Below are 24,372 nucleotides of genomic sequence, written 5' to 3'. Positions count from 1 at the left end.
ACCTGGACCGTAATCTGCTGGCGCCAGGCAGGACGGACATGCTCGACCCGCTCAGCTTGCGTCCTGCGCAAATGCGGGTTTCGGCATCCATTTTAGCAGCGATGCCTGGCGCCACATGGAGGTTTGCAGAGGCCTTTCGGCCGATGCGGGCTCTCATTCGGGTCGCGAAGCACTGTGAATGAGTTCGCGTGCTGGGCTGGTCCGGAGGGGCAAAGCCCTCCAGCTTGCGCAACGGAAGTATCGGGGTAGTCAGGACGGCCTTTGCCGGGCTTGGCGGCACGGCCTCCAAGGTGCGGAGAAGGAGAGAACCCCCTCTCCAATCGAGCCCTACGACGCCCCGGCGCCCCGCACCGCCTGCAGCGCCGCCGCGGCAAACGCCGTCGGGTCAGCCTGTGCCGGCCGGCGTTCGGCCATCGTCACCTGGACCTTCACGAAGCGTCCCTGCGCCCCGCCGATGCAAACATGGCGGACCACGGGGGCGCGTCCGAAGGCGCCGGTCAACACCGCGCAGCGCAGGCCGGCCTCGGCCAGGGTCACCCGCTCCTGCTCGGCCAGCCGGCGTCCCGTCCTGCCCTGCGGCGCTTCCGACAATTCGGCGACCGCGGCGGTCAGCTCGCGATCAATGCCAGGCGCGGCCGGATCGCTCGGCGCCGGCGTCGCCCCGCCGAAGATCAGCACCGATCCCACGGCGCCACGGTTCGGCGTCGCATAGTCCAGCGACAGGGACGGCCCGGGCCGCCGCGCCGTCTCACCGAGCGTGAAGCCCGCGAGTTGCTGCGGCATGGCCTGGGCGATGGTGTCGAGGCTCGGCGCCTGGGCCTGGTTCAGCGCGGCACAACCGGCCGTGGCGAGGATGAGGCAGGGCACAAGACCGCTGATTCGCCGCCGCCCCCGGACCGCCCTATCTCGCCGTTGCGTCATCGCCTGCCCCCCAACTGCATCCGGCGCGCGGATGCGCGCCGGGCGGGGCGAAGAAACGCAGGCAATTTCGGCCAAAGCAAGACCGCCCCCGCCGCATTGCCGGCACGGGCCGGCCATGGGCGCGATCAGGCCGTCGCCCGCCGCCGGGTCGCGTCGCGCACGACCCCGGCCACCACGGTGATGATCGAGGAATAGATGATCATCTGCATCACCGTCGCCCCCACCCACAGCCAGACCGGGAAGACCCCCGAAATGGCCGGGACCAGGAAGCCTAGCGGCAGGAACAGGTAGGCATAGGCCTCCGGCACCGCCTCGGTGACCTGGTGGGTGCCCTCGTAGATCATGTTGCCGGCGACATAGAGGATGACGAGCAGGCCGACCCAGGCGATCCAGCGATGCTTGTTCAGCAGGTTCGCGATCAGCGAGGCCGCCACGCCCATCAGCACGACCGACACGGCCAGGCCGACGATCAGGACGTAAGGGTGGTCCTTCGACGCACCGGCCACGGCCAGCACGTTGTCGAGGCTCATGGAGATGTCGGCGACCAGGATCTGGGTGATGGCCTGGCGCAGCGTCTTGGTGGGCGCCCCGGGGGTCGCCGCGCCCTGGAGCGCCGCCGCCCCCTCATGCTGCTCGGTCGTGTCGGGATGGTCATGCCCGCCGTCGCGCAGTTCGCGATACATCTTCCAGCAGACCCAGAGCAGCAGCACGCCGCCCGCCAGCACGATGCCGACGATATTGAGCAGCTGCACCGTGATCGAGGCGAAGGCGATGCGCATGATCGTCGCCGCGATGATGCCCCAGAAGATCGCCTTCTTGCGCTGATCGGCCGGCAGGCCGGCGGCCGCCATGCCCACGACGATGGCGTTGTCGCCGGCGAGGACGACGTCGATGAACAGAACCGTGGCCAGTGGCTGAAGCCACACGGGCAGCATTTCCAGCATGTCAGTCGCCCCAGAACGCGTTGCAAGAAATTAATGCGCAGCGCAATACCGGGGGGCCGGCGGCGCCGCAAGCCCGCTTACCGTGGGCCGGCTTGCGCTGCGGCCCCGCACGGGCCAAACCGCGCCGGCATTTGATCCGGAGCCGCCAGCCATGGTCCCGCGCTATTCCCGTCCGCAGATGGAAGCCATCTGGTCGCCCGCCGAGCGTTACCGGATCTGGTTCGAGATCGAGGCGCTCGCCGCCGAGGCCATGGCGCAGTTCGGCACCATCCCGGCCGAGGCCGCCCGCGCCATCCGCGACAAGGGCGCCCCGCGGGCCGCCGCGATCGGCGAGGCCGAGGTCGCCCGCATCGACGAGATCGAGCGCGTCACCCGCCACGACGTCATCGCCTTCCTGACCTTCATGGCGGAGGGAATCGGCCCCGAGGCGCGCTTCATGCACCAGGGCATGACCTCGTCGGACGTGCTCGACACCTGCCTCGCCGTGCAGATGACCCGCGCGGCGGACCTGCTGATCGCGGACATGGACGCGCTGCTCGCCGCGCTGAAAACCCGCGCGCTCGAGCACAAGATGACGCCCACCATCGGGCGCAGCCACGGCATCCATGCCGAGCCCTCGACCTTCGGCCTGAAGCTCGCCGGCCACTACGCCGAATTCACCCGCGGGCGCGAACGCCTGGTCGCCGCGCGGCGCGAGATCGCGACCTGCGCCATCTCCGGCCCCGTCGGCACCTTCGCCTCGGTCGACCCCCGCGTGGAGGCCTTCGTCGCGGAGAAGCTCGGCCTGGCGGTCGAGCCGGTCAGCACCCAGGTCATCCCCCGAGACCGCCACGCCGCCTTCTTCTGCGCGCTGGCCGTGGTCGCCTCGGGCATCGAGCGCCTGGCGACCGAGGTCCGCCACCTGCAGCGGTCCGAGGTGCGCGAGGCGGAGGAGTATTTCCACCCCGGGCAGAAGGGCAGCTCCTCCATGCCCCACAAGCGCAACCCGGTGCTGAGCGAGAACATCACCGGCCTGGCGCGGCTGATCCGCGGCTATGCCGTGCCGGCGCTCGAGAACGTCGCGCTGTGGCATGAGCGCGACATCAGCCATTCGTCGGTGGAGCGGGTGATCGGCCCGGATGCGACCATCGCGCTCGACTTCGCGCTCGGCCGGCTGACCGGGATGATCGAGAAGCTCACCGTCTATCCGCAGCGCATGGCCGCGAACCTCGAATCGCTGGGCGGCGTGGTGCACAGCCAGAAGGTGCTGTTGGCCCTGACCCAGGCGGGGATGAGCCGCGAGGACGCCTATGCCGCCGTGCAGCGCGCGGCCATGGCGACCTGGACCGCGCTCGGCACGCCCGCGGCCCGCAACTTCCGCGCCAATCTCGAAGCCGATCCGGCGGTCTCCGCGCTGATGAGCCCGGCCGCGCTGGAAGCGGCGATGGATCCGAAGCGCGACTTCGTCCATGTCGACACGGTGTTCCGCCGGGTCTTCGGGGAAGCCTGAGAGCCTGTTGGAAGGTCCGGCACCGGCCTGCATGGACGTTCGAAAGACCGTCCTCATGCCCCCGGATGGTTCCGTTGGACGCGGGAGAAAGCCGAAGGGCTCCGTCACAACAGGCGGTCGATGCCGGCCGGCGGGCAAGGCTGCACCCCTCGAAGCGCCTTGCAGGCACAGGAGCGGGCTTCGGCACGCATGCCGTCCGTGGCGCCCGGCGCCAGGTTGAGGTTTCCAAAGGCCGTTCGGGCTTTGGCGGGGCGGTCTGGAGGGGCGAAGCCCGTGCAGCGCCACAGCGGGATGCGCAGGAAGGGCCCATCAACCCTTCCGCGGCGCGCGCTCCGAGGCGGGCCAAGGCCCTTCCGCGCGCGTCCCGAATGCCCCCATGCCCTCCGTAACGAACTGTCACAGCTTCGCGAGACCTGCGGAAAAATCATGGCAACGGCGCCGTTGTTCGGCCGTTCTGTGCGTTCAGAGTGCTGTCGTGAACAGGAGGGATCAGATGAAGCGTCTGTCCAGAATTCTGGCGGTGTTCGCCGTGGCGGGCGCTGCTGTTGCCGCCCTTCCCGCCCCGGCCCAGGCCGGTGGCGACCATTGGCGGGGCCATCCCGGCCGCGGCTGGGGTCCGCCCCCGGGCCGGGGCTGGGGTCCGCCGCCGCGGTACTATGCGCCGCGCCCGGTCTATGTGGCGCCGCGGCCGGTCTACGTAGCCCCGCGCTACTATGCGCCGCCGCCGGTCTACTACGCTCCGCCGCCGCGCGCTTATTACGCTCCGCCGCCGCCCGTCTACTACGCGCCGCCGGCCTATTACGCGCCGCCGGCCTATTACGTGCCGCCGCCGGGGATATCGCTGAACTTCCGGTTTTGAGTGTCGGTGCGCGGATCCCCGCCATGGCGCGACCGGCCGAAGTGCCGGCCGCGCCGCCTGACTTGGCTTGGCGGGTAGCCGCCGGGCGCGACGGGATCAGCGGCGCTTGGGGGCGGCATCGCCCCTTCGGCTTGTCCGTCGGCTCGCGACGTGCCGCCTGCGACTCCGGACCGGACATGATTCCGGCCACGCGATGCCCCGGCGGGTGAGAGCGCATGGCGATGCGCTACGTCGCCCGCGATGCGGCATGATCTTTGCGGGATCGCTGGTAGCGGGATCGTTGTAAACAGCCGCGAGAGCCAGCCTGCCGGAAGGGTTTCAACGATGTTCAGGCCCAAGATTCCGACGGCGCGTCAGAATTCCCGCTCACTCCCATGCGCGCAAAGGCGCCTGTCAACACGTACTGAAGGTTCCGCGGATGAAGGGCTCTGTGCCGCCTGACGAGGAAGCGAGGCTTGCCGCCCTGCATGGCCTTGGCGTGCTGGATAAAACACCCGAACCTGAGTTCGACCGCATCACGCGGTTGGCCGCGCACCTGCTGAATGCTCCCATAGCCCTGATGACGCTGGTCGGTCGCGATCAGCAATGGATCAAGTCGCATTTCGGGCTGGAGCCAAAGGAGGCCGCGCCTGGGCACGCCTTCTACCGCCACGCGATGCGGGACGACGATATCCTCGTCGTCAACGATGCGGCAGGCGATCCCCGCTTCGCGAACAATCCCCTTGTCACGGGCGAGCCCTCGATCCGCTTCTATGCGGGTGCCCCCCTCCGAACACCCGAGGGTGATGCCATCGGTGTCCTGTGCATCATCGATCGCTCGGCACGCGCGACATTCTCGCCCGAACAGCAGCAGATCCTGCGCTCCCTGGCCGGCGTGGTCATGGCGCAGATCGAGGCTCGCCGAGCGATGGGATATGTCGATCGCGTCACCGGCCTGCCGAACCGCTTCCGCCTGCTGCACGATGTCGGGCAACTTGCGACCGAGGCGGAGGCTTCAGGCCGCACCTTTGCCGTGGTCGTCATCAAGACAGCCTCGCCAGGCCAGTATGCCGAGCTTGTCAGGACGCTCGGGCACACCATCGCGGACTCGTTCGACATCGGCGCGGCGCAGACGGTCCGTGGCGTGCTTCCTGCGGAAATCGAGCCATACCATCTGATCGGCTCGCGATTTGCGTGCGTGGTCCGGGATGGCGACGAGGCCAAGGCAGAGGATCTGGCCCGGCATTTGGCGGCCGATCTGGCCAAGCCGATCCTGCTCGACGGCATTCCCTTCACCACCTCGAAGGGCATCGGCATCGCCGAATTCCCGAAACACGGCAGGAGCGCCGAGGAAATCGTGCGCGCCGCCACCAGCGCGGCACACCAGGCGCTGGAGGAGCGCGAGGCCTATCGCATTCACGGGCCGGCCTGGGACGAAGCGCGCAACAGGACCTTCACCCTGCTGAGGGACCTGACCGTTGCCACGGGCGAAGGCCGGCAACTCCGGGTCGAGTACCAGCCGAAGATTGATCTGCGCACGAACCGGTGCATCGGAGCGGAAGCGCTTCTCCGCTGGGACCACCCCCAGTTGGGACCGATTTCTCCCGGCGAATTCGTACCGCTGTTTGAACGGACGTCCAATATCCACAGGCTGACCCAGTACGCGATCGAAGACGTCCTGACTCAAGTCAGGAGATGGCGGACCGATGGGTTGGAGGTCTGCATATCCATCAACATTTCCGGTCTTGATCTGCTGGATGATGATTTTGACAATCGCCTGTCTTCTGCCCTGAAAAAACATAAAGTACAGCCAGATTGGATAGATATTGAATTAACCGAGACGGCCCGCATGGACGATCCCGCCAGTATCGGCATGAAAATCCAGAAATTGCGGGATATTGGCATTGATATCGGTATCGATGATTTTGGAACGGGGCAAAGCGCCCTCTCATATCTCAAATATATACCAGCATCATTCGTCAAGATTGACAGCATGTTCATACGAAGCCTGGAACAGGACGAAAACGACCGCATCATGGTCCGCTCGACCATCGACATGGCCCACGCCCTGCAGCGCCGCGTCGTCGCCGAAGGCATAGAAAGCCAGGTCATCCTCGACTGGCTGCGCGGCAATGGCTGCGACCACGGACAGGGCTTCGCGATATCCGCCCCTCTCCGGCCCGAGGCCTTCGCGCGATGGGTCCGGGACAGGACGTGACAGCCGCGACGCGGCACAGGCCCGAAACACTGCACCCTGCCGGGAGGCCGCCCTGAAACGGCCCGCACCCATCGTCCCGGGCGGGCTCTGAGAGCCCGTTCGGAAATGCGCCGATCGGCGCATGTCCAGGTCCGGTGCCGGAAATTTCAAACGATCTCTGAACGCAAGCGCCGGCCGGCCGACGACCATACGCTGAATGGCATAGCCGGGTTGGAGAGCGAGTCGGCGCCGGCCTCGGCATTACGCCATGCGACGCCTTTCCGGGCAGGCCGCCCGGACTGCACAACGGCCCCGACCCTTGGCAGGATACGCCGGTGTGCACCGTCATCGTCCTGAACCGCCCCGGCCATGCCTGGCCCCTGATCCTGGCCGCGAATCGCGACGAGAGGCTGGACCGCGCCTGGGACGCTCCGGCCGCCTGGTGGCCGGACCATCCGGGCCTCATCGGCGGCCGCGATCGCACGGCCGGCGGAAGCTGGATGGCCCTGGGGCCCGAAGGCGTCATCGCTGCCGTCCTGAACCGCCCCGGCAGCCTGGGCCCCGAGGCCGGCAAGCGGTCCCGCGGCGAGCTTCCGATCCTCGCCGCCGCCGCCCCTTCGGCCGAGGACGCCACCCGGCGCATCACCGCCCTGGAGGCGCGCAACTGGCGCCCCTTCAACATGGTCATCGCCGATTCGCAGCGGGCGTTCTTCCTGCGTGGCCTCGGCTCCGGCCAGGCCGATCTGCTGCCGCTGCCGGAGGGCCTGACCATGGTCACCGCCCACGACCCGAACGACCTGGCGAGTCCCCGCACCCGACGCCACCTGCCGCGTTTCCGCGCCGCCCCGGCACCCAACCCCGCCACGGGCGACTGGTCCGCCTGGGAAGCGCTGCTGTCCGACAGCGGCTTCGACCCGGCCATCGGCCGGGCCGAAACACTCAATGTCCCGCCGACCGGGGGTTTCGGCACGGTCTGCGCCAGCCTCCTCGCCCTTGGGGCCGATGGCAGCCGGGCATGGCGCTTCTGCCCGGGCCCGCCGGGTTCCGCCCCCTTCGCGCCCCTCGCCCTGCCCCTCCCTGCCTGACGCGCATCAGAACCCGCCCGAGGGCAATGGCCCTCCGGGGAATCGCTTGCTATACCGCGCCCCTCGACCGCCGGCCGCCCCCAGGCTGCGCGGCTGCAAGGATTCTGAAGCGATGGCGCGACGCCGACAACTCTACGAGGGCAAAGCCAAGATCCTGTTCGAGGGTCCCGAGCCCGGCACCCTGGTCCAGTACTTCAAGGACGACGCCACCGCCTTCAACGCGAAGAAGAAGGGCACCATCACCGGCAAGGGTGTCCTCAACAACCGCATCAGCGAATACCTGATGACGCGGCTCGCCGAGATCGGCGTGCCCACGCACTTCATCCGTCGCCTGAACATGCGCGAACAGCTGATCCGCGAAGTCGAGATCATCCCGCTCGAAGTGGTGGTCCGCAATGTCGCGGCCGGCTCGCTGTCGCAGCGCCTCGGCATCACCGAGGGCCAGCGCCTGCCCCGCTCGATCATCGAGTACTACTACAAGAACGACGCGCTGAATGACCCGATGGTGGCCGAGGAGCACATCACCTGCTTCGGCTGGGCCTCCACCCAGGACCTCGACGACATCGTCGCCCTGACCCTGCGCGTGAACGACTTCCTCAGCGGCCTGCTGCTCGGCGTCGGCATCACCCTCGTCGACTTCAAGCTGGAATTCGGCCGGCTGTGGGAAAATGACGAGATGCGCATCGTCCTCGCCGACGAGATCTCCCCCGACAATTGTCGCCTGTGGGATTCCAAGACCGGCGAGAAGATGGACAAGGACCGCTTCCGCCGCGACCTCGGCAAGGTCGAGGAAGGCTACCAGGAAGTCGCCCGCCGCCTCGGCATCCTGCCCGAGGCCGGCCCGCGCGACATGTCGGGCCCCGAGGTGATGCAGTGACATCCGGTCGTCGGGGTGCGTCGCGCGGAATGCGCGCCGGGCTGAAGGTGCGCGGAACGCGCGCCGGGCTCAAGGTGCGCGGAACGCGCGCCCGGCCCGGGATGGCGAGCAGCGGAGACGTGAATCGGATGTCCCGTCCATGAAGGCCCGTGTCTACGTGATGCCGAAGACCGGCGTCCTCGACCCCCAGGGCAAGGCCATCGGCCACGCCCTGGAAGGCCTCGGCTTCGCCGGCGTGAACGACGTCCGTGCCGGCAAGGTCATCGAGCTCGACCTCGCCGAGACCGACCCCGCCAAGGCCAAGGCCGCCGCCGAGGACATGGCCCGCAAGCTCCTCGCCAACACGGTCATCGAATCCTTCAGGGTCGAGATCCCCTGACATGATCCGCCTCAGCCTCTTCGCGATGGTGGCCCTGACCATCCTCATCGCGATGGGGCTGCGCTGGCGGGACGACCGCCTTGCCGCCCAGCGCCAGGCCGCGCGCCTCACCATGGTCGCCCGCGGCAAGCGCACCGTCCACCGCTGGGTCACTGCCGCGGCCTTCGCCGTGCTGACCACCATGATCGTCCTGGGCGGCCTGCACTGGCTGCGCATCTCCCTCGGCTGACCGGAGACCCCTGATGAAATCCGCCATCATCACCTTCCCCGGCACCAACCGCGAACGCGACATGCGCCTCGCGCTGAAGCGCGCCACCGGCCGCGAGCCGCTGATGCTCTTCCACCGGGATGAACTGCCGAAGGACCTCGACCTCGTCGTCCTCCCCGGCGGCTTCTCCTATGGCGACTACCTCCGCTGCGGCGCCATGGCCGCCCAATCGCCCATCATGAAGGACGTGAAGGCCTTCGCGGAAAAGGGCGGCCACATCCTCGGCGTCTGCAACGGCTTCCAGATCCTGATCGAGACCGGCCTTCTCCCCGGCGGCCTCCTCCGCAACGCCTCGCTCCGCTTCCTCTCCATGGACTGCCACATGCGCGTCGAGCGCGCCGGCACCGCCTTCACCTCCCGCTGGCAGAAGGGCGCGGTCTTCCGCAGCCCGATGGCCCATGGCGACGGCAACTACTTCGCCGATGACGCGACGCTCGACCGCCTGGAAGGCGAAGGCCTCGTCGCCTTCCGCTACACCAACGAGAACGGCGACGTCACCGAAGCCGCCAACCGCAACGGCAGCGCGCGCAACATCGCGGGCATCCTCTCCCCCAACCTGCGCATCTGCGGCCTGATGCCGCACCCCGAGGACTTGGTGGACCCGCTCATGGGCGGCACCGACGGCCTCCCCATGTTCGAAAGCCTCGCGGAAAGCCTCGTCTCCGCCTGACGCGCCTAGAGCAGATCCCGATCAGGTGGAATCGCCTGATCGGGTGAAGATGCCCGTGAAAACAAAGCTCTGGAGACATTGCCGTGCGCCAGGGCGAACGGGAACACCTTTAAAGCCGCGCGGACACACCCCGCCGCGGCACCGACAGCACCACCCCGTCCGGAGCGGACTCGACCGCATACCCGCGCCGCTCCGCGACAAGCCCCAGCCGCCCCGCCAACGTCCGGGCCAGCCCCTCGGCCGCATCCCGCCGCGCCGCCGGCTCGCCCGGGGGCAACAGCCACTCCAGCCGCACCCGCCGCCGCCCTTCCAGGCTGAGCCCGTAATGCGCATGGACCTGATCCCCGCGCAGCGACAAGTCGCTCACGCTCCGCCGCGGCCGGATGATTTCCATCCGCACCACCACGGCCCCGAATCGATCAAGCGGCACCCGCCGCGCCACCGCCAGCCCCAACACCCGCCGCGACACGACCACCTCGCCCCGCGACGGGTCGATCCGCACCTGCCGCGTCACCGCACAGCCCAGCGCGAACATGCCCAGCACCGGCCCCACGGCCAGCATCACCACCGGCGACCCGATCGCCGCCTGCACCGCGGCGACCACAACGAACGCCGCCCCCGCAATCCCGATCCCGATCCATCCGGCCCCGATGCGATCGCGCCCGAACACGAGCGACCCATCGCCGCCCCTGCCCTGCACCCTGCCCGTCGCCCGCGCCATGAGCGCCCCCGGCCGCCATCCCGGCACCAGGAACGGGCCTGGGGCCCCAACGACTACCGCGCGGCGACCGCGCCGCAAAGCACCGGGGTCACCGCACGGAACCCCTCAGGGCCGGTATGAGAACGGCCCGCACCCACACCCCGCCCCCCAACGACAGCATCCTGGTTGGGCAGCCGGGTGGCGGTGCGGGCCGGCATCGAGAACGCGCCGCAAGGCGCATTCTCAAACGGTCTCTCAGGCCGCCAGCTTCTTCGCGATCTCCGCGACATGCTTGCCCTGGAACCGCACCCCCGCCAGCTCATTTTCGCTCGGCTGCCGCGACCCGTCCCCATTCGCGATCGTGCTCGCGCCATAGGGTGACCCGCCCGTGATCTCGTCGTTCCGCATCTGCCCCTGGAAGGCATAGGGCAGCCCCACGATCACCATCCCATGATGCAGCAGCACCGTATGCGTCGACAGGATCGTGCTCTCCTGCCCGCCATGCTGCGTCGCGGTCGAGGTGAACACGCTGCCCACCTTCCCCACCAGCTTCCCGTTGAACCAAAGCCCCCCGGTCTGATCGAGGAAGTTCTTCATCTGCGCCGGCATGTTCCCGAACCGCGTCGGCACGCCCAGGATGATCGCGTCATACTCCGGCAGTTCCTCCACCGTCGCGATCGGCGCCGCCTGGTCGACCTTGAAATGGCTGGCCTTCGCGACCGCCTCCGGCACCAGCTCCGGCACCCGCTTCACCACGACCTCGGCGCCAGCCTCCCGCACACCCTCGGCGGCGGCATAGGCCATCTGCTCGACATGGCCGTAGCTGGAATAATACAGAACGAGAACCTTCGTCATCGGACCCAACCCTCTTGCATCAGGAGGTGAAAACCAGACCCGCACCCCACGGCGCGGCGTGAGAGGGTCTATGCGCCTTCACGAGCCCGTCTTTCCAAACCCGATGCCTGATGGCCGCCATCACGGTTCCCAATTGGCGCGGCCTCGGCGCGTGGAACGGGAGGGGCCCTGCCCCTCCCGAACCCTCCCCGCCAAAGGCCGAAGGGCCCTTGTAAACCTCGACTCCGCCCTCGCAGCCAGACAGCGCCCTACCGCGCCGGAGCCTCCATATTGTTCGGATTCAGCCCCAGCGCCTGCGCGGTCACAGGATTGATCTGCCCCGTCGCCTCGATGCCCCGGCCCCGCTGGAAGCGCTCCAGCGCCTCCTGCGTCCCGGCCCCCCACATCCCATCCACGCCACCGCGATAGAACCCCAGCGCCCGCAACCGCTGCTGCACATTCCGCACCGCTTGCGGGCTGAGCGCCGCCGCCGCCGGCACCACCGCTACCGGTTCCGCCGGCGGCAACAGCCGCGGCATCCCGACCCCAAGCGCCTGCGCCGTCGCCAGGTTCAGCGCCCCGGTCACCGCCAGCCCCCGCGCCTGCTGGAACCGGTCGAGCGCCTGCTGGCTCTCCGGCCCCCACACCCCATCCGCCACCCCGTCATAGACCCCAGCAGCCTTCAGCCTCTCCTGCACCACCGTCGTCGCCGACGGCGACAAGGGCTGCACGAAGGACAGAGGCGGCGCAGACTGCGCCACCGCAGCCCCGACACCCACCACCGCGGACAGCACGGCACCGGCAACCACGCGCGACAGGGTTCGCATGACCTGTAACTCCTCCAATGTTCGGAAAAGCAACGGGGCCAGGCACCCGCCAGTTTCACCAAACCCCTCCGCCCCGCCCCCTCCCGCCGCAACAAGCCGAATTTGGCCACTCATTTCGCTGGACGACCAAGCACTCCGCCTGGATGGTGCGCCGCCCTCGACCAGACGAGGCGCCGCACACGCAGCCGCCGCGCGCCACAGACTGCAGGAGACCTCGCGTGACCCTTTCCCGCCGCAACGCCATGACGGCCAGCCTCGCGCTGCTCGGCGCGGCCCCCACCGCCGCCCACGCCCAATTCGACGGCCCCGTCGCCCACCTCCTGGACGGCGCCGCCGACTTCGCCACCGCCATCGAGGCCTACACCTACGGCTACCCCCTCGTGACGATGGAAATGACCCGCCGCGTCATGACCAACGTCGCCGGCCCGGAAGCCATGCGCGCCCCCATGGGCAACTTCATCAAGGCGCGGAACTACCCCACCGCCGCCTTCCGCGATGTCACGGCGCCCAACGCCGACACGCTCTACACCGCGGCCTGGATCGACCTGTCGGCGGAACCCTGGATCCTCAGCCTGCCCGACTTCGCCGGCCGCTACTTCCTCTTCCCGATGCTCGACGCCTGGACCAACGTCTTCCAGGTGCCCGGCAGCCGTACCACCGGCACCGGCGCGCAGACCTACGCCATCACCGGCCCAGGCTGGCGCGGCACCCTTCCCGCCGGCGTCACCGAATACAAGGCGCCGACCAACATGGTCTGGATCCTCGGCCGCATCTATTGCACCGGCACGCCCGAGGACTACGCCGCCGTCCACGCCCTGCAGGACGCCTGCAAGCTCACCCCGCTCAGCGCCTACGGCCGCGCCTTCACCCCGCCGCCCGGCCGCGTCGACCCCGCGATCGACATGCGCATGGCCGTGCGCGACCAGGTCAACGCCCTGTCCCTGCCCGACTACTTCGCCCTGATGGCGGAGCTGATGAAGGCCAACCCCCCATCCGCCGCCGACGCCCCGATGGTCGCGAAAATGGCCGCCCTCGGCCTGGTCCCCGGGCAGAGCTTCGACCGCTCCAAGCTCAACGTCGACTTCGCCTCCCGCGTGCCGCGCCTGGCCTTCGACCGCATCATGCTGCACTTCCGCTTCAGCGGCGGCGACATCCAGCACATCAACGGCTGGGCCTTCACCACCAAGACCGGCATCTACGGCACCAACTACCTCCAGCGCGCCCTGATCACCGCCATCGGCCTCGGCGCCAACCGCCCGCAGGACGCGGTCTACCCGACCTCGACCGCCGACGCGGCCGGCGCGACCTATTCCGGCGCCAACCGCTACACCATCCGCTTCCCGGCCGGCCACCTGCCGCCCACCCGCGGCTTCTGGTCCGTCACCATGTATGACGAGAACTACTTCTTCGTCGCCAACCCGCTGAACCGCTACTCCATCAGCGCGCGCCAGGACCTCAAGCGCAACGCGGACGGATCGGTCGACCTGATCATCCAGAAGGACTCCCCCGGCGCCGAGCGCGAAAGCAACTGGCTGCCCGCCCCGGCCGGGAAGTTCGTGCTGATGCTGCGCATGTACTGGCCGGACGAAAGCGACCCGTCGATCCTCAACGGGTCCTGGACCATGCCGGGGGTGACGAAGGTCGGCTGAGGCCCACGGCTTCCTGCCGGGGAAGGTCGACGCAGGGGCTCTGCCCCTGCACCCCGGCAGGAAACTCAGTTTCCTGCACCTTCGATCGGTCTGTCTGTCGCGCGGGCAGACAGGCCGCGACCATCCGGCGGCGCGATCGGCCGCCAATCCCGACACAGGCGCAACAAACACATCAACGGCGTGAGTTCACACGCCGCGCTGTTCGATGCCACCATGCCGCGGCACCACGCCACCGCCGCCGACGACCCGATCCCGGTCAGCCAGCGGCCATCGTCGGACGACGGAAAGGACACCCATGGACAGCCTCACCCCCACCGCGCCTGACCTGCTGGAAGCCCAGCGCCGCCAGGCCCGCATCGACCTCGCGGCCGCCCACCGCCTCGCCGTCCTCGACGACTATCACGAGGCCATCGACAACCACTTCACCCTGCTCGTCCCCGGCCGCCCGGGCCGCTTCTACCTCAACGAATTCGGCCTGCACTGGAACGAGGTCACCGCCAGCAACCTCATCGAGGTCGCCTTCGACGGCACTGTCGTCGAAGGCACCGGCCCCGCCGACCGCAGCGCCATCTGCATCCACGCCCCCATCCACGAAGCCACCGGCGCCGCCTGCGTGCTCCATACCCACATGCCCTACGCGACGGCGCTGTCGCAGCTCGAGGACATGACCCTGGAGATGACCGGCCAGGGCGCCCTGCAATTCGAAGGCCGCATCGCCTACGACTACGACTACAACGGCTTCGCCCACGAACACGCCGAAGGCGAACGCATGGCCGCCCTGATGGGCGACAACATCGTGCTGATGATGGCCAACCACGGCGTCGTCGTGATCGGCGACACCGTGGCCCAGGCCTACCGCCGCCTCTACTTCCTCGAACGCTCCTGCCGCACGCAGCTCTTCGGCATGTGGACCGGCCAGCGCCGCCGCTTCGTCGCACCCGACGTGCTGGAGAAGATGCGCGAACAGGCCAGCTGGAAAGACCCGACCATGGCGATGAGCGGGTCCGACTACTACTTCGCCGCGATGAAGCGGATGCTGGACCGGACCCAGCCGGACTACGCGGAGTAGGGTGCTGTCGGACGGCGCTCGGCGGAGCGCACTGCCTCGCCGGGCGGCTTCGCAGGGGCTGTTCCCCTGCATCCCGGCAGGAAACGAAGGTTACTGCACCTTCGGTCTGCCGGACCCTCGCGCGCGCAGGATTGCATCGGTCTGCGACGTCAGTGGCCGCGCCTGTAAGATCGCTTCATCTGTGTCGAACTGGCGCGACTGGAAACAAGGCCCGTCGACGACCCGCCGTGCGTGGTTCACGTAGGCGGTGCTGACCCCGGGACGAAGCTGAGACCGATTCAGCCAAAGGGTATGGTCTCGGCGTACAAGGCTCTCCATCGATTCCGATCGATCACAAGCTGCGCGAACCATGTTCGACGGCAGTTTGGCCGGCGGAGGAGACCGGCGACCGAGGCGGCGCGGCCACGGCGCCGGCATCGGAGGTGGTGGTCGCGACCGCTGTCGTTCTGTTGTTCAGCGCCTCCTCGGCCGCGCGCCAGCCCCGGTTGAATCCGCGTTCCTCTGCTTCATCGAGCAACCTGGCCAGCGCCGCGCGTTCAGCCTCGGTTCGGTCACTGCCTGAATTGAACCACCACAAGGCGCCGCGCCAAACGGCGCGCGGCAGCGTCCACACGACAATCACCATCAACAGCGCACCGCCGGTCTGCAGGGCCTGCGAAACGACGCCGGGCCAGTTGATCCCGTCCAACATCCGGTGCTCCATCCAAATCAAGGCCAACCCGCCGCGCAACGACAACGGCCGGCGACGCGCATTCAGCTTGCGCTTGAGCCAATCCAGACAAACCTCTCGCGCACGTCAATCGGCCACCGCGCCCTCGGCATGCGCGCCCCGCCCCGAAAGACAGGACGGGCGCGCCGCGGAGCCGGGCGAGGGCGCGTGCAAATGCCGCGTTGGGCTGAGCCGAAGGCGAACGCATGGCCGCCCTCATGGACGACAACATCGTGCTGATGATGGCCAACCACGGCGTCGTCGTGATCGGCGACACCGTGGCCCAGGCCTACCGCCGGCTCTACTTCCTCGAACGCTCCTGCCGCACGCAGCTCTTCGGCATGTGGACCGGCCAGCGCCGCCGGTTCGTCGCACCCGGAGTGCTGGAGAAGATGCGCGAACAGGCCGGCTGGAAAGACCCGACCATGGCGATGAGCGGGTCCGACTACTACTTCGCCGCGATGAAGCGGATGCTGGACCGGACCCAGCCGGACTACGCGGAGTAGGGCGCTGTCGGACGACGCTCGGCGGGGGCACTTTCTCGCCGGGCGGCTTTGCAGGGGCTGTTCCCCTGCACCCCGGCAGGAAACGAAGGTTACTGCACCTTCGAGTCTTCTAATATCTCGGAGAAAATCCCTCGACTCGAATCATATTTGAATGCGATATGGATTGCATTTCCATTTCACGATCCTGAAATTTGATTAGATAAATCGTTGCTGGAACTGAAAGAAATATTATAAGTATGGCGATGTATTTCATCAAAACAAAAATATGCTCTCCACGCTTCACTCTTTTCCATTCAAATTTCAATAATTCTTGAGATTCGTCCAGAAATCTATCTTCTATCAATTTGATATTTTCTGGAGTCATCTTCTTATTGTCTGAAGCTAGACCCTCAAAGTCGCCCATAGTCTTCAATAATTTTGAAGCTGTTTTCTCCTTGTTATTTATTCTCAGCTTTATCCCATTACTTGCTTCGTTTAATGCCCTGTATCCCTCTAAAAGGCCATCTTTATCGTCATGAACACCAGCACTACGGAGCCTTATATTATCAGATACTGCGTTAATATTTACTAGGTAGTCCACAAAACATTTCCGCAATGCGTCAATCCACGCTTGACGGAACTCGGATACCTTCTGTTCTTTAGCGATAATTAGGCCTAGCAAAGATGCAAAACCTGCTATCGCTGCCGCGCCAACCGCCCCAACGCTGATATCGCCCATGCTTCTCGCTTCTTCCTAGCGCGTCGTGCTGCACTCAGCCTTGGTTGCAAGTTCACGTAAATTTGGTTCTATATTCAAATCATGCAAAGGTTGTAACGCCTTTGCAAGCTGGCGATTCGGTCAGGGGAGTGTGCGCACAGGTGCAAGAAACGCTAACTTTTCGCTTTGAAGGCGGTTTGGCCGACTCTCACAGAATGAATTTCTACGAGTCTGCGCGATTCCAATATGCCGCCGCAAGGTTGCTGGTAAAGTTAACACAGTTTCGCGATAGAGGTAGATTTACTCAGAAAATTACGGATGGCGTGAATTTTGATATCGAATTGACCGCTCATTCCGAAGGCTCCTTCAATATAAACATAGAAAACACAGAGCCGACTACTGAGAAAAAGCCATTTATGAACGCTGAATTAGGCGATATTTTGGCTTTTTTAGGTGAACGACTCGTTGAGAAAATCGACCAAGACGCTCTCACAGAAGCACAAAATCCTGGTCAGGACGTCCACCCTATCCGCAGCTCGGGGGGCACGGTATCTACTAAGAGATTAGATGAATTAACGCGGGAATATGTAAAATCGGGAGATCTAAATACTGCTTTGCCTGCTCCCATTGAGGATATGGTTAAGCGTCGTGCCGCCGAGCTCTATCGGGAAAGGAGGCTCAACGCCAAAAAAGCGGAGATTATGAAAATCGACAAGGAAAGTGCGCAAAAATTAATATCGATGTCCGCGCCCCTCCTCAAGGAAATGTCTGTCCCCTTGCGGAGGAGCGCCACCTCGCTCCAGGTTTTACCCAACGAAACAGCCCAAACTCAGCCAATTCTTTTTCTCGATCAGAAGTTAGCTCAATCCATCGAAACGGCGATCGTTGATGATTATACGGATATTATCCTCGGTAATATTACGCAGTTCAACAAGGATAATGGTTGGGGAAAAGTAAAAATTGAAAACAATACTAAAATATTGAGTTTCAATATACCTTCAGATATATTGCCCGTTATTAAGCAGAAATTAATAGACAAGATGAAGGTGGATCAGGTTTATCTTGAAGGGTACTTTGTAAGGGATCGCGGCGGCGAAGCGATTCGACTTATGGTGATTGGAATCCGCCACACACCGAAGTGATATTGTCGAGGTAGCAGTTCGTGTCGAGACGGGCATGTGCCAGATTATCGTTGCACTTTGCTCGGGAATATGTTCCTATTTCCCGATGCGCGCTCACCCCCTCACCCCCCTCCAATTTCACGCCCTCCTCCCCTTCATCCTCCCCCGTTCCCCCGCCGGCCGCCAGATCAGCGATCTCAAGGCCCGCATGAACGCCATATTCCACCTCGCCTGCACCACCGACCCCTGGCGCGCCCTCCCCCCGGAACACGGCAAGCCCGACACCGTCTCCCGCTACTTCCGCCGCCTGACCCATGCCGGCCTGTGGGAACGCCTCCTCGAAGCCATCAAGGAAAACGATCCCAAACACCCGCTGAATGAGATCGCCCCCCTCATCTTCCGCGCCTGCCGCCGCGCCATCCGCCTCCGCGGTCTCCGCTTCATCGTCCTCATCCGCCGCCTCGGCTTCCTCACCGCCCTGAACGGCCCGCCCTCCAAGCTCCCCAACCCCGATTTGTCCGAAAAGCTGAAGGCCATGCGCCTCCCGGCCATGCCCTCCACCCGCAAGCAGATCGCCGCCTATCTCGGCTACCTGAAGGCCCTCAAACACCTCCACCGCATGGCCGGCGGCATCAAGCACCTCACCCGAAAACAGCGCCTCGGCTGGTCATGACCAGCCCCGCGCACGCACCCACTGGACAGCGGCACGCGCGCTACCCACAACGCGCCCATGACCGCCGCCGCGCCCACGCCCCTCGACCCCGCCCGTGCCGCCCAGCTTGCCGCCGAATTCGGCCTCAAGCCGGACGAATACGACCGCGCCCTCGCCATCCTCGGCCGCACCCCCTCGCTGACCGAACTCGGCGTCTTCTCGGTGATGTGGTCGGAACACTGCTCCTACAAATCCAGCCGCGTCTGGCTGAAGGAACTCCCCACCAAGGCCCCCTGGGTCATCCAGGGCCCGGGGGAGAATGCCGGCGTCATTGCCATCGGGGATGGCCTGGCCGCCGTCTTCAAGATGGAATCCCACAACCACCCCAGTTGGATCGAGCCCTACAACGGCGCGGCCACCGGGGTCGGTGGCATCCTGCGCGATGTCTTCACCATGGGTGCCCGCCCCATCGCCAACCTCAACGCCCTGCGCTTCGGCGCCCCGGACGCGCCGCGGATGAAGCAGGTGATCGACGGCGTGGTCCGCGGCATCGGCGGCTACGGCAACTGCGTCGGCGTCCCGACGGTGGGCGGGGAGGTCAACTTCCACCCCGCCTACAACGGCAACCCGCTGGTCAACGCCATGACGGTCGGCATCGCCAAGGCCGACCGCATCTTCACCGCCGCCGCCACCGGCATCGGCAACCCCGTGGTCTATGTCGGTTCCAAGACCGGCCGCGACGGCATCCACGGTGCCACCATGTCCTCCGCGGAATTCTCCGCGGACTCCGAAGAAAAGCGCCCCACCGTCCAGATCGGCGACCCCTTCGCGGAAAAACTCCTCATCGAGGCCTGCCTGGAACTCATGGCCACCGACGCCATCGTCGCCATCCAGGACATGGGCGCCGCGGGCCTGACCAGCAGCGGTGTCGAGATGGCCGGCAAAGGTGGCATGGGCATCGACCTCACCCTCGACAACGTCCCCCAGCGCGAGGAGGGGATGACCGCCTACGAGATGATGCTCTCCGAGAGCCAGGAGCGCATGCTCATGGTCCTCAAGCCCGGCCGCGAGGCGATGGCCGAGGCCATCTTCACCAAGTGGGAGCTGGACTTCGCGGTGATCGGCCACCTCACCGACACCGGCCGCATCGTCATCCGCCACAAGGGGGAAATCGAGGCCGACATCCCCCTCGCCCCGCTGGAATCGGAATCCCCCCTCTACCGCCGCCCCACCGAGGACACCCCGAAGCAGCCTCTCCTGGCCCCGGCCTCGATCCCCGACCCGGTCGGCATCGAACAGGCCCTGCTGACCCTGGTCGCGACCCCGGACCTCTGCTCCCGCCGCTGGATCTGGGACCAGTACGACGCCCTGGTGAACGGCCAGACCGTCCACCGCCCCGGCGGCGCCGACGCGGCCATCGTGAAGATCGAGGATCACGACCGCGCCCTGGCCATGACCACCGACTGCACGCCCCGCTACGTCCTCGCGGACCCCGAGGCGGGCGGCGCCCAGGCGGTCGCCGAGGCCTGGCGCAACATCACCGCCACCGGCGCCCTGCCGCTCGCCATCACCGACAACATGAACTTCGGCAACCCCGAGAAGCCGCGGATCATGGGCCAGTTCGCCTCCGCGGTGCGCGGCATGGCCGCCGCCTGCACCGCACTCGACTTCCCGGTCGTGAGCGGCAACGTCTCCCTCTACAACGAGACCGAGGGCCGGGCGATCCTCCCCACCCCCGCCATCGGCGGCGTCGGTGTGATCGACGACGCGGCCGACGCCATCGGCCTCGGCATGCCGGCGAACGCGGAGCTGGTCCTGGTCGGCACCACCGCCGGCCACCTCGGCCAATCCCTCTGGCTGCGGGACATCGCCGGCCGCGAGGAAGGCGCCCCGCCCCCGGTGGACCTGGCCGCGGAGCGCCGCAACGGCGACTTCGTCCGCACCCAGATCCTCGCCGGCGATGTGCTGGCCTGCCACGACTGCGCCGATGGCGGCCTGCTGGTCGCCATCGCCGAGATGGCCATGGCGACCAACACCGGCGCGACCCTCGCCCCCGCCTGGGATGCCCTGCCCGCCCACGCCTTCTGGTTCGGCGAGGACCAGGCCCGTTACGTCCTTGCAGTCTCCGACGCCGCTGCCATCCTGGCCGAGGCCAAGCTGGCGGGTGTGCCCGCCTACCGGCTCGGCCGTTCCGGCGGGTCTGCCCTGGATTTGGGCGGCGGCCGGTCCATATCGGTGTCGACCCTGCGGGAGGCGAACGAAGCGACGCTCCCCGCCCTGATGGAAGGACGTGCCTGATGGCGATGCAACCGGCAGAGATCGAGGCGCTGATCAAATCCGCCCTCCCCGATGCCGAGGTCACCATCGAGGACCTGGCCGGTGACGGCGACCACTACGCCGCCAAGGTCGTCTCGGCGTCCTTCCGCGGCATCTCCCGCGTGAAGCAGCACCAGATCGTCTACGCCGCGCTGCAGGGCCGCATGGGCGGTGTCCTGCACGCGCTGGCCCTTCAGACCTCCGCTCCGGAATAGGACCCAGACCCGATGTCGAACCCCACCTTCGACCGCATCCAGGCCACCATCGACGAGACCCCCGTGGTGCTCTTCATGAAGGGCACGCCGGTCTTCCCGCAGTGCGGCTTCTCCGCGCGCGTCGTTCAGATCCTGACCCACATGGGCGTGCCCTTCTCGGGCGTGAACGTGCTCGAGGACATGGAGATCCGTGAGGGCATCAAGGCCTTCACCAACTGGCCGACCATCCCCCAGCTCTATGTGAAGGGCGAGTTCGTCGGCGGCTGCGACATCGTCATGGAGATGTTCCAGTCCGGCGAGCTGGCGACCCTGCTCGCCGAGAAGGAAGTCCCCCACAAGGCCGAGGCCTGATTGGCCCCGCCGGGGACCCGCCAAGCGGCGCGGTCCCCGGCGATCACCACCGCCCTGCCGGAACCCTCGTCGGCAACCCCTTCCGGCTGCGTTCAGGCGGCGACGGGGTGCCCATCTTGCGCCGCGCCGCTGGGCGGCACGGCCTCGTCCGGCGCCTCAGCGCCCCGCCAGCCGCGCCACGTTGATCGCACGGGCGTAGGCGAGCTTCGCGTCCGCCGGCGCGTCGCCCTGGACCTGCACCAGGATGCGGTTGTCCACCAGCATGCTGACATTGCCGTCATTGGCCTGGATGGCGCGCAGCTCGCCAACCCGCACGAGCCGCCCCATCGCCCCGGCCAGCATCGGATTGGCCAGCACCGCGGCAAGCTGAGCGATCATCGGGTTGTCGCTCATCACCTGGATCTCGACCGTCTGGTCCTGCGCGTTGCGATAGGTGCGCGACGCCATCGACCCACCGAACAGTCCGGCAGCCCCGGCAGCGTTCGACGTCGCCTCCTCGGCGGTCCAACCCGGCAGCGCATCGGGCAGCGCCGCGGCCAGGTTCGCCGCGCCGCGCTGCTGCAGCAGTTGCAGCGCCTCCTGCAACGCGGTCTGCGCCGCCTGGAACTGCCCGCCCTGATAGGCGCGCTGCGCCTCCCCGATCGCGTCGGAGATGTCGTCGGCCCGCGCCGGCGCGACGGCGATCATCGCCATCAGGGCAGCGGTCATCAGCATCGAACGGCGCATGTCGTGGTCCCCCTTCAATAAGCGGCGGCACCCTAGCGACGAACTTTCGCTTCGCCCATGCAATGCATCACAACGCATGCAGGCGCGGCGCGTTCAGCCTTCCTCGCGAATGATGCGGAGGATGTCGTCACCATAGCGCTCCACGCGCGACCGCCCCATCCCCGGCACCTCCAGCAGCGCATCGATGTTCCCGGGCCTCGCCGCCGCAATGCCGCCCAGCGTCCGGTCATCGGCCACGACATAGGCCGGCACCCCCTGCGCCTGCGCCACACCACGCCGCCACAGCCGCAGCGCATCGAACAGCGGATCGCCCGAGGAGACCGGCGGCGGGCCATGACCGGCCGACCGCCTCGGCGCCGACTGCACCGTGTCCTCGCGCAGCATCACCGGCTCCGCGCCGCGCAGGACGGGACGCGCCGCTTCGGTCGCGACCAGCTCGCCATGGTTCTCGACAACCACGTCGAGCGCTCCGCGCGCGACGAGCTGCCGCGCCACGCCACGCCAGGCGCTGTCGGAGAAATCCTTGCCCACCCCGAAGGTCGGCAGCTTGTCATGGGCGAATTGCGCCACCTTGTCGGTCAGCCGCCCGCGCAGCACGTCCACCACATGGCCAAGCCCGAAGCGCTGCCCGGTCCGCACCACGGCCGAGAGCATCTTCTGCGCCGCCACCGTCCCGTCGAACAGACGCGGCGGCGTCTTGCAGATGTCGCAGGCGCCGCATTCGGGAGTGGCAGGCTCCTCGCCAAAGCAGCGCAGCAGCAGGGCGCGACGGCAGGTCGCCGCCTCGGCGATGGCGATCATGGCATCGAGCCGGGAGCGTTCGACGCGCTTCTGCTCGTCGCTCGCCGGGCTCTCGGCGATGCGGTGCCGCGCGATCGCCATGTCGCCGGCACCGAACAGCAGCAGCGCGCGGGCGGGGTCGCCGTCGCGGCCGGCACGGCCGATCTCCTGGTACCAGCTCTCCGGGCTGCGCGGCAGGTCGAGATGCGCCACCCAGCGCACATCCGGGCGGTCGATGCCCATGCCGAAGGCGATCGTCGCCGCCATGATGACATCGTCGCCGCGGGCGAAGCGGCGATGGGCGTCGCGCTTGTCCGCCGCATCCATCCCGGCATGGAAGGCGAGCGCGTCGTGCCCGTCCGTGCGCAGCCACTCGGCGGTCGATTCCGCCTTGGCGCGGCTGCCGCAATAGACGATGCCGCAGCCGCCCACCTCGCGGATCAGGGCGCGAAGCTGGCCGCGCTCGCTCTCGCGCGGCGCCGCCGTGATGAATATGTTCGGCCGGTCGAAGGAGGCGCGGAAGACCGGCGCCTCGGTCAGGTCGAGCTGGACGCGAATGTCCTCGACCGTGCGCGGGTCGGCGGTCGCGGTCAGCGCAAGGCGAGGCACGCCCGGGAAGTTCCGCCCCAGCACGCCGAGGCCACGGTATTCCGGCCGGAAGTGATGCCCCCACTGGCTGACGCAATGCGCCTCATCCACGGCAAAGAGGGCGATGGGCAGTTCATCGAGACGCTGGAGCATGCCGTCCAGCGTCAGGCGCTCCGGCGAGACGTAAAGCAGCTTCAGCCGGCCCTGGTGCAGGTCGCGCAGCACGGTGCGCGCTTCCTCCGGCGGCAGGTCGGAATGCAGCGCGGCGGCGGCAACACCCTGCTGGCGCAGGGCGGCGACCTGGTCCTCCATCAGCGCGATCAGCGGCGAGACGACGATGCCGACGCCGTTGCGGCACAGGGCCGGCACCTGGAAGCAGAGGCTCTTGCCGCCGCCCGTCGGCATCAGCACCAGCCCGGAACCGCCCTCCGTCGCGTGGCGGACGATCTCCTCCTGCCGCCCGCGGAAATTCTCATAACCGAAGACGCGGCGGAGGACCTCGCTCGGGTCCTCCGGGGTGCGCATCAGGCGCCGATGCGGATCTCGACGCGCCGGCTCTCGGTCGCCACCGCCTCGAAGGGCACCGGGCCGCGCGGCACGATGCGGATGCGGTCCCGCGCGACGCCGAACTGCACCAGCAGGTCGGCGACATGCTGAGCGCGCGCCTCGGACAATGCGCGGTTATAGGCGACGCCGCCCGCCGGGCCGGCAAAGCCGAGCACCGACACGGGGCCCTGCATGGTCTTGGCGCGCTCGGCGACGCCCTTCACCACATCCTGTGCCTCGGGGCCGAGCTGCGCGCTGTCCTCGGTGAAGAAGACGGTGATCGCACGGCCCTGCGGTTCCTGGGTCGCACAGGCAGCGGCCAGCAGGACGGGAGCGGCGGCGAAGAAGGTGCGGCGGCGCATCTTGGAACGACTCCGGGTTGGAATGCCCCCTTGGTCGCGCGAAGCCGGCATGGCCG

25 protein-coding genes and 1 pseudogene are annotated in these 24,372 nt (G+C 67.2%); 16 read left to right on the top strand and 10 right to left on the bottom strand.

The window, feature by feature from the left end; all coding sequences use genetic code 11:
- Positions 1-327: 327 nt before the first annotated feature.
- Both KPL78_RS01885 and KPL78_RS01880 read right to left on the bottom strand, forming a co-directional pair.
- Positions 328-867, bottom strand: coding sequence for a hypothetical protein (locus KPL78_RS01885; RefSeq protein WP_219760964.1), 540 nt, complete (start codon positions 865-867; stop codon positions 328-330).
- Positions 868-1,223: 356 nt separating this feature from the next.
- A pseudogene (locus KPL78_RS01880) lies at positions 1,224-1,865 on the bottom strand (TerC family protein); the annotation flags it as partial.
- 151 nt (positions 1,866-2,016) lie between these two features.
- Here KPL78_RS01880 and purB point away from each other — a divergent pair.
- From purB to purQ, 8 genes are all read left to right on the top strand, one after another.
- A complete protein-coding gene (gene purB / locus KPL78_RS01875) occupies positions 2,017-3,354 on the top strand; it encodes an adenylosuccinate lyase (protein ID WP_219760960.1) in 1,338 nt (445 codons plus the stop codon).
- A 493-nt stretch (positions 3,355-3,847) separates the two neighbouring features.
- Positions 3,848-4,213: a hypothetical protein gene (locus tag KPL78_RS01870; protein ID WP_219760959.1), complete on the top strand. Its 366-nt coding sequence runs from the start codon at positions 3,848-3,850 to the stop codon at positions 4,211-4,213.
- Between the two features lie 418 nt (positions 4,214-4,631).
- Complete coding sequence (locus KPL78_RS01865; RefSeq protein ID WP_219760958.1) at positions 4,632-6,410, top strand: putative bifunctional diguanylate cyclase/phosphodiesterase; 1,779 nt, start codon at positions 4,632-4,634, stop codon at positions 6,408-6,410.
- Between the two features lie 314 nt (positions 6,411-6,724).
- A complete protein-coding gene (locus KPL78_RS01860; protein ID WP_219760957.1) occupies positions 6,725-7,474 on the top strand; it encodes an NRDE family protein in 750 nt (249 codons plus the stop codon).
- Between the two features lie 112 nt (positions 7,475-7,586).
- Positions 7,587-8,351, top strand: a complete 765-nt coding sequence (gene purC, locus KPL78_RS01855; protein ID WP_219760956.1) for a phosphoribosylaminoimidazolesuccinocarboxamide synthase — start codon at positions 7,587-7,589, stop codon at positions 8,349-8,351.
- Between the two features lie 139 nt (positions 8,352-8,490).
- On the top strand, positions 8,491-8,730 hold the full coding sequence (gene purS / locus KPL78_RS01850; RefSeq protein WP_219760954.1) for a phosphoribosylformylglycinamidine synthase subunit PurS: 240 nt from the start codon (positions 8,491-8,493) through the stop codon (positions 8,728-8,730).
- 1 nt (position 8,731) lies between these two features.
- Positions 8,732-8,959, top strand: a complete 228-nt coding sequence (locus KPL78_RS01845) for a hypothetical protein (protein ID WP_219760948.1) — start codon at positions 8,732-8,734, stop codon at positions 8,957-8,959.
- A 13-nt stretch (positions 8,960-8,972) separates the two neighbouring features.
- Complete coding sequence (purQ, locus tag KPL78_RS01840) at positions 8,973-9,668, top strand: phosphoribosylformylglycinamidine synthase subunit PurQ (protein WP_219760947.1); 696 nt, start codon at positions 8,973-8,975, stop codon at positions 9,666-9,668.
- A gap of 109 nt (positions 9,669-9,777) precedes the next feature.
- On the opposite strand, the gene KPL78_RS01835 is transcribed toward purQ, so the two are convergent.
- From KPL78_RS01835 to KPL78_RS01825, 3 genes are all read right to left on the bottom strand, one after another.
- Positions 9,778-10,416 (bottom strand): hypothetical protein, encoded by a 639-nt coding sequence (locus KPL78_RS01835; RefSeq protein ID WP_219760944.1) that lies wholly within the window; start codon positions 10,414-10,416, stop codon positions 9,778-9,780.
- 207 nt (positions 10,417-10,623) lie between these two features.
- A complete protein-coding gene (wrbA, locus tag KPL78_RS01830; RefSeq protein ID WP_219760943.1) occupies positions 10,624-11,223 on the bottom strand; it encodes an NAD(P)H:quinone oxidoreductase in 600 nt (199 codons plus the stop codon).
- 248 nt (positions 11,224-11,471) lie between these two features.
- The gene (locus KPL78_RS01825; protein ID WP_219760942.1) at positions 11,472-12,029 is read right to left on the bottom strand and encodes a peptidoglycan-binding domain-containing protein; all 558 of its coding nucleotides are present in this window, start codon (positions 12,027-12,029) and stop codon (positions 11,472-11,474) included.
- A 218-nt stretch (positions 12,030-12,247) separates the two neighbouring features.
- Here KPL78_RS01825 and KPL78_RS01820 point away from each other — a divergent pair, with 218 nt between their 5' ends.
- Both KPL78_RS01820 and KPL78_RS01815 read left to right on the top strand, forming a co-directional pair.
- Complete coding sequence (locus KPL78_RS01820) at positions 12,248-13,678, top strand: DUF1254 domain-containing protein (RefSeq protein ID WP_219760939.1); 1,431 nt, start codon at positions 12,248-12,250, stop codon at positions 13,676-13,678.
- Positions 13,679-13,973: 295 nt separating this feature from the next.
- Positions 13,974-14,747: a class II aldolase/adducin family protein gene (locus KPL78_RS01815; protein ID WP_219760938.1), complete on the top strand. Its 774-nt coding sequence runs from the start codon at positions 13,974-13,976 to the stop codon at positions 14,745-14,747.
- 331 nt (positions 14,748-15,078) lie between these two features.
- Here KPL78_RS01815 and KPL78_RS01810 read toward each other — a convergent pair whose 3' ends face one another.
- The gene (locus KPL78_RS01810; protein WP_219760937.1) at positions 15,079-15,438 is read right to left on the bottom strand and encodes a hypothetical protein; all 360 of its coding nucleotides are present in this window, start codon (positions 15,436-15,438) and stop codon (positions 15,079-15,081) included.
- A gap of 224 nt (positions 15,439-15,662) precedes the next feature.
- On the opposite strand from KPL78_RS01810, the gene KPL78_RS01805 reads away from it, so the two are divergent.
- Positions 15,663-15,962, top strand: coding sequence for a class II aldolase/adducin family protein (locus KPL78_RS01805; RefSeq protein ID WP_219760935.1), 300 nt, complete (start codon positions 15,663-15,665; stop codon positions 15,960-15,962).
- Positions 15,963-16,071: 109 nt separating this feature from the next.
- Here the strand turns inward: KPL78_RS01805 and KPL78_RS01800 are convergent, their stop codons facing one another.
- Positions 16,072-16,680, bottom strand: coding sequence for a hypothetical protein (locus KPL78_RS01800; protein WP_219760933.1), 609 nt, complete (start codon positions 16,678-16,680; stop codon positions 16,072-16,074).
- Positions 16,681-16,874: 194 nt separating this feature from the next.
- Between KPL78_RS01800 and KPL78_RS01795 the strand changes: the two genes are divergently transcribed.
- Genes KPL78_RS01795 through grxD form a run of 5 tightly spaced genes read left to right on the top strand, consistent with a single transcriptional unit; the run spans position 16,875 to position 21,314 of the window.
- Positions 16,875-17,801 (top strand): hypothetical protein, encoded by a 927-nt coding sequence (locus KPL78_RS01795; protein WP_219760932.1) that lies wholly within the window; start codon positions 16,875-16,877, stop codon positions 17,799-17,801.
- Between the two features lie 34 nt (positions 17,802-17,835).
- Positions 17,836-18,453, top strand: coding sequence for a transposase (locus KPL78_RS01790; protein WP_255568504.1), 618 nt, complete (start codon positions 17,836-17,838; stop codon positions 18,451-18,453).
- Between the two features lie 57 nt (positions 18,454-18,510).
- Positions 18,511-20,730, top strand: coding sequence for a phosphoribosylformylglycinamidine synthase subunit PurL (gene purL, locus KPL78_RS01785; protein ID WP_219760931.1), 2,220 nt, complete (start codon positions 18,511-18,513; stop codon positions 20,728-20,730).
- Positions 20,730-20,963 (top strand): BolA family protein, encoded by a 234-nt coding sequence (locus KPL78_RS01780; RefSeq protein WP_219760929.1) that lies wholly within the window; start codon positions 20,730-20,732, stop codon positions 20,961-20,963. Before purL ends, KPL78_RS01780 begins: the two co-directional genes overlap by 1 nt.
- A 12-nt stretch (positions 20,964-20,975) precedes the next feature.
- Positions 20,976-21,314 (top strand): Grx4 family monothiol glutaredoxin, encoded by a 339-nt coding sequence (gene grxD, locus KPL78_RS01775; protein WP_219760928.1) that lies wholly within the window; start codon positions 20,976-20,978, stop codon positions 21,312-21,314.
- A gap of 156 nt (positions 21,315-21,470) precedes the next feature.
- Here the strand turns inward: grxD and KPL78_RS01770 are convergent, their stop codons facing one another.
- The 3 genes from KPL78_RS01770 to KPL78_RS01760 all read right to left on the bottom strand — a co-directional run bounded on the left by KPL78_RS01770 (position 21,471) and on the right by KPL78_RS01760 (position 24,316).
- Positions 21,471-22,040, bottom strand: coding sequence for a hypothetical protein (locus KPL78_RS01770; RefSeq protein ID WP_219760927.1), 570 nt, complete (start codon positions 22,038-22,040; stop codon positions 21,471-21,473).
- A gap of 93 nt (positions 22,041-22,133) precedes the next feature.
- A complete protein-coding gene (recQ, locus tag KPL78_RS01765; protein WP_219760926.1) occupies positions 22,134-23,933 on the bottom strand; it encodes a DNA helicase RecQ in 1,800 nt (599 codons plus the stop codon).
- Positions 23,933-24,316, bottom strand: coding sequence for an OmpA family protein (locus KPL78_RS01760; RefSeq protein WP_219760925.1), 384 nt, complete (start codon positions 24,314-24,316; stop codon positions 23,933-23,935). Before KPL78_RS01760 ends, recQ begins: the two co-directional genes overlap by 1 nt.
- Between the last annotated feature and the right edge of the window lie 56 nt (positions 24,317-24,372).

The organism is Roseomonas alba (genome assembly GCF_019430885.1).
GTDB classification, from domain to species: domain Bacteria; phylum Pseudomonadota; class Alphaproteobacteria; order Acetobacterales; family Acetobacteraceae; genus Neoroseomonas; species Neoroseomonas alba.
This window is presented reverse-complemented; position numbering and strand designations above follow the sequence as displayed.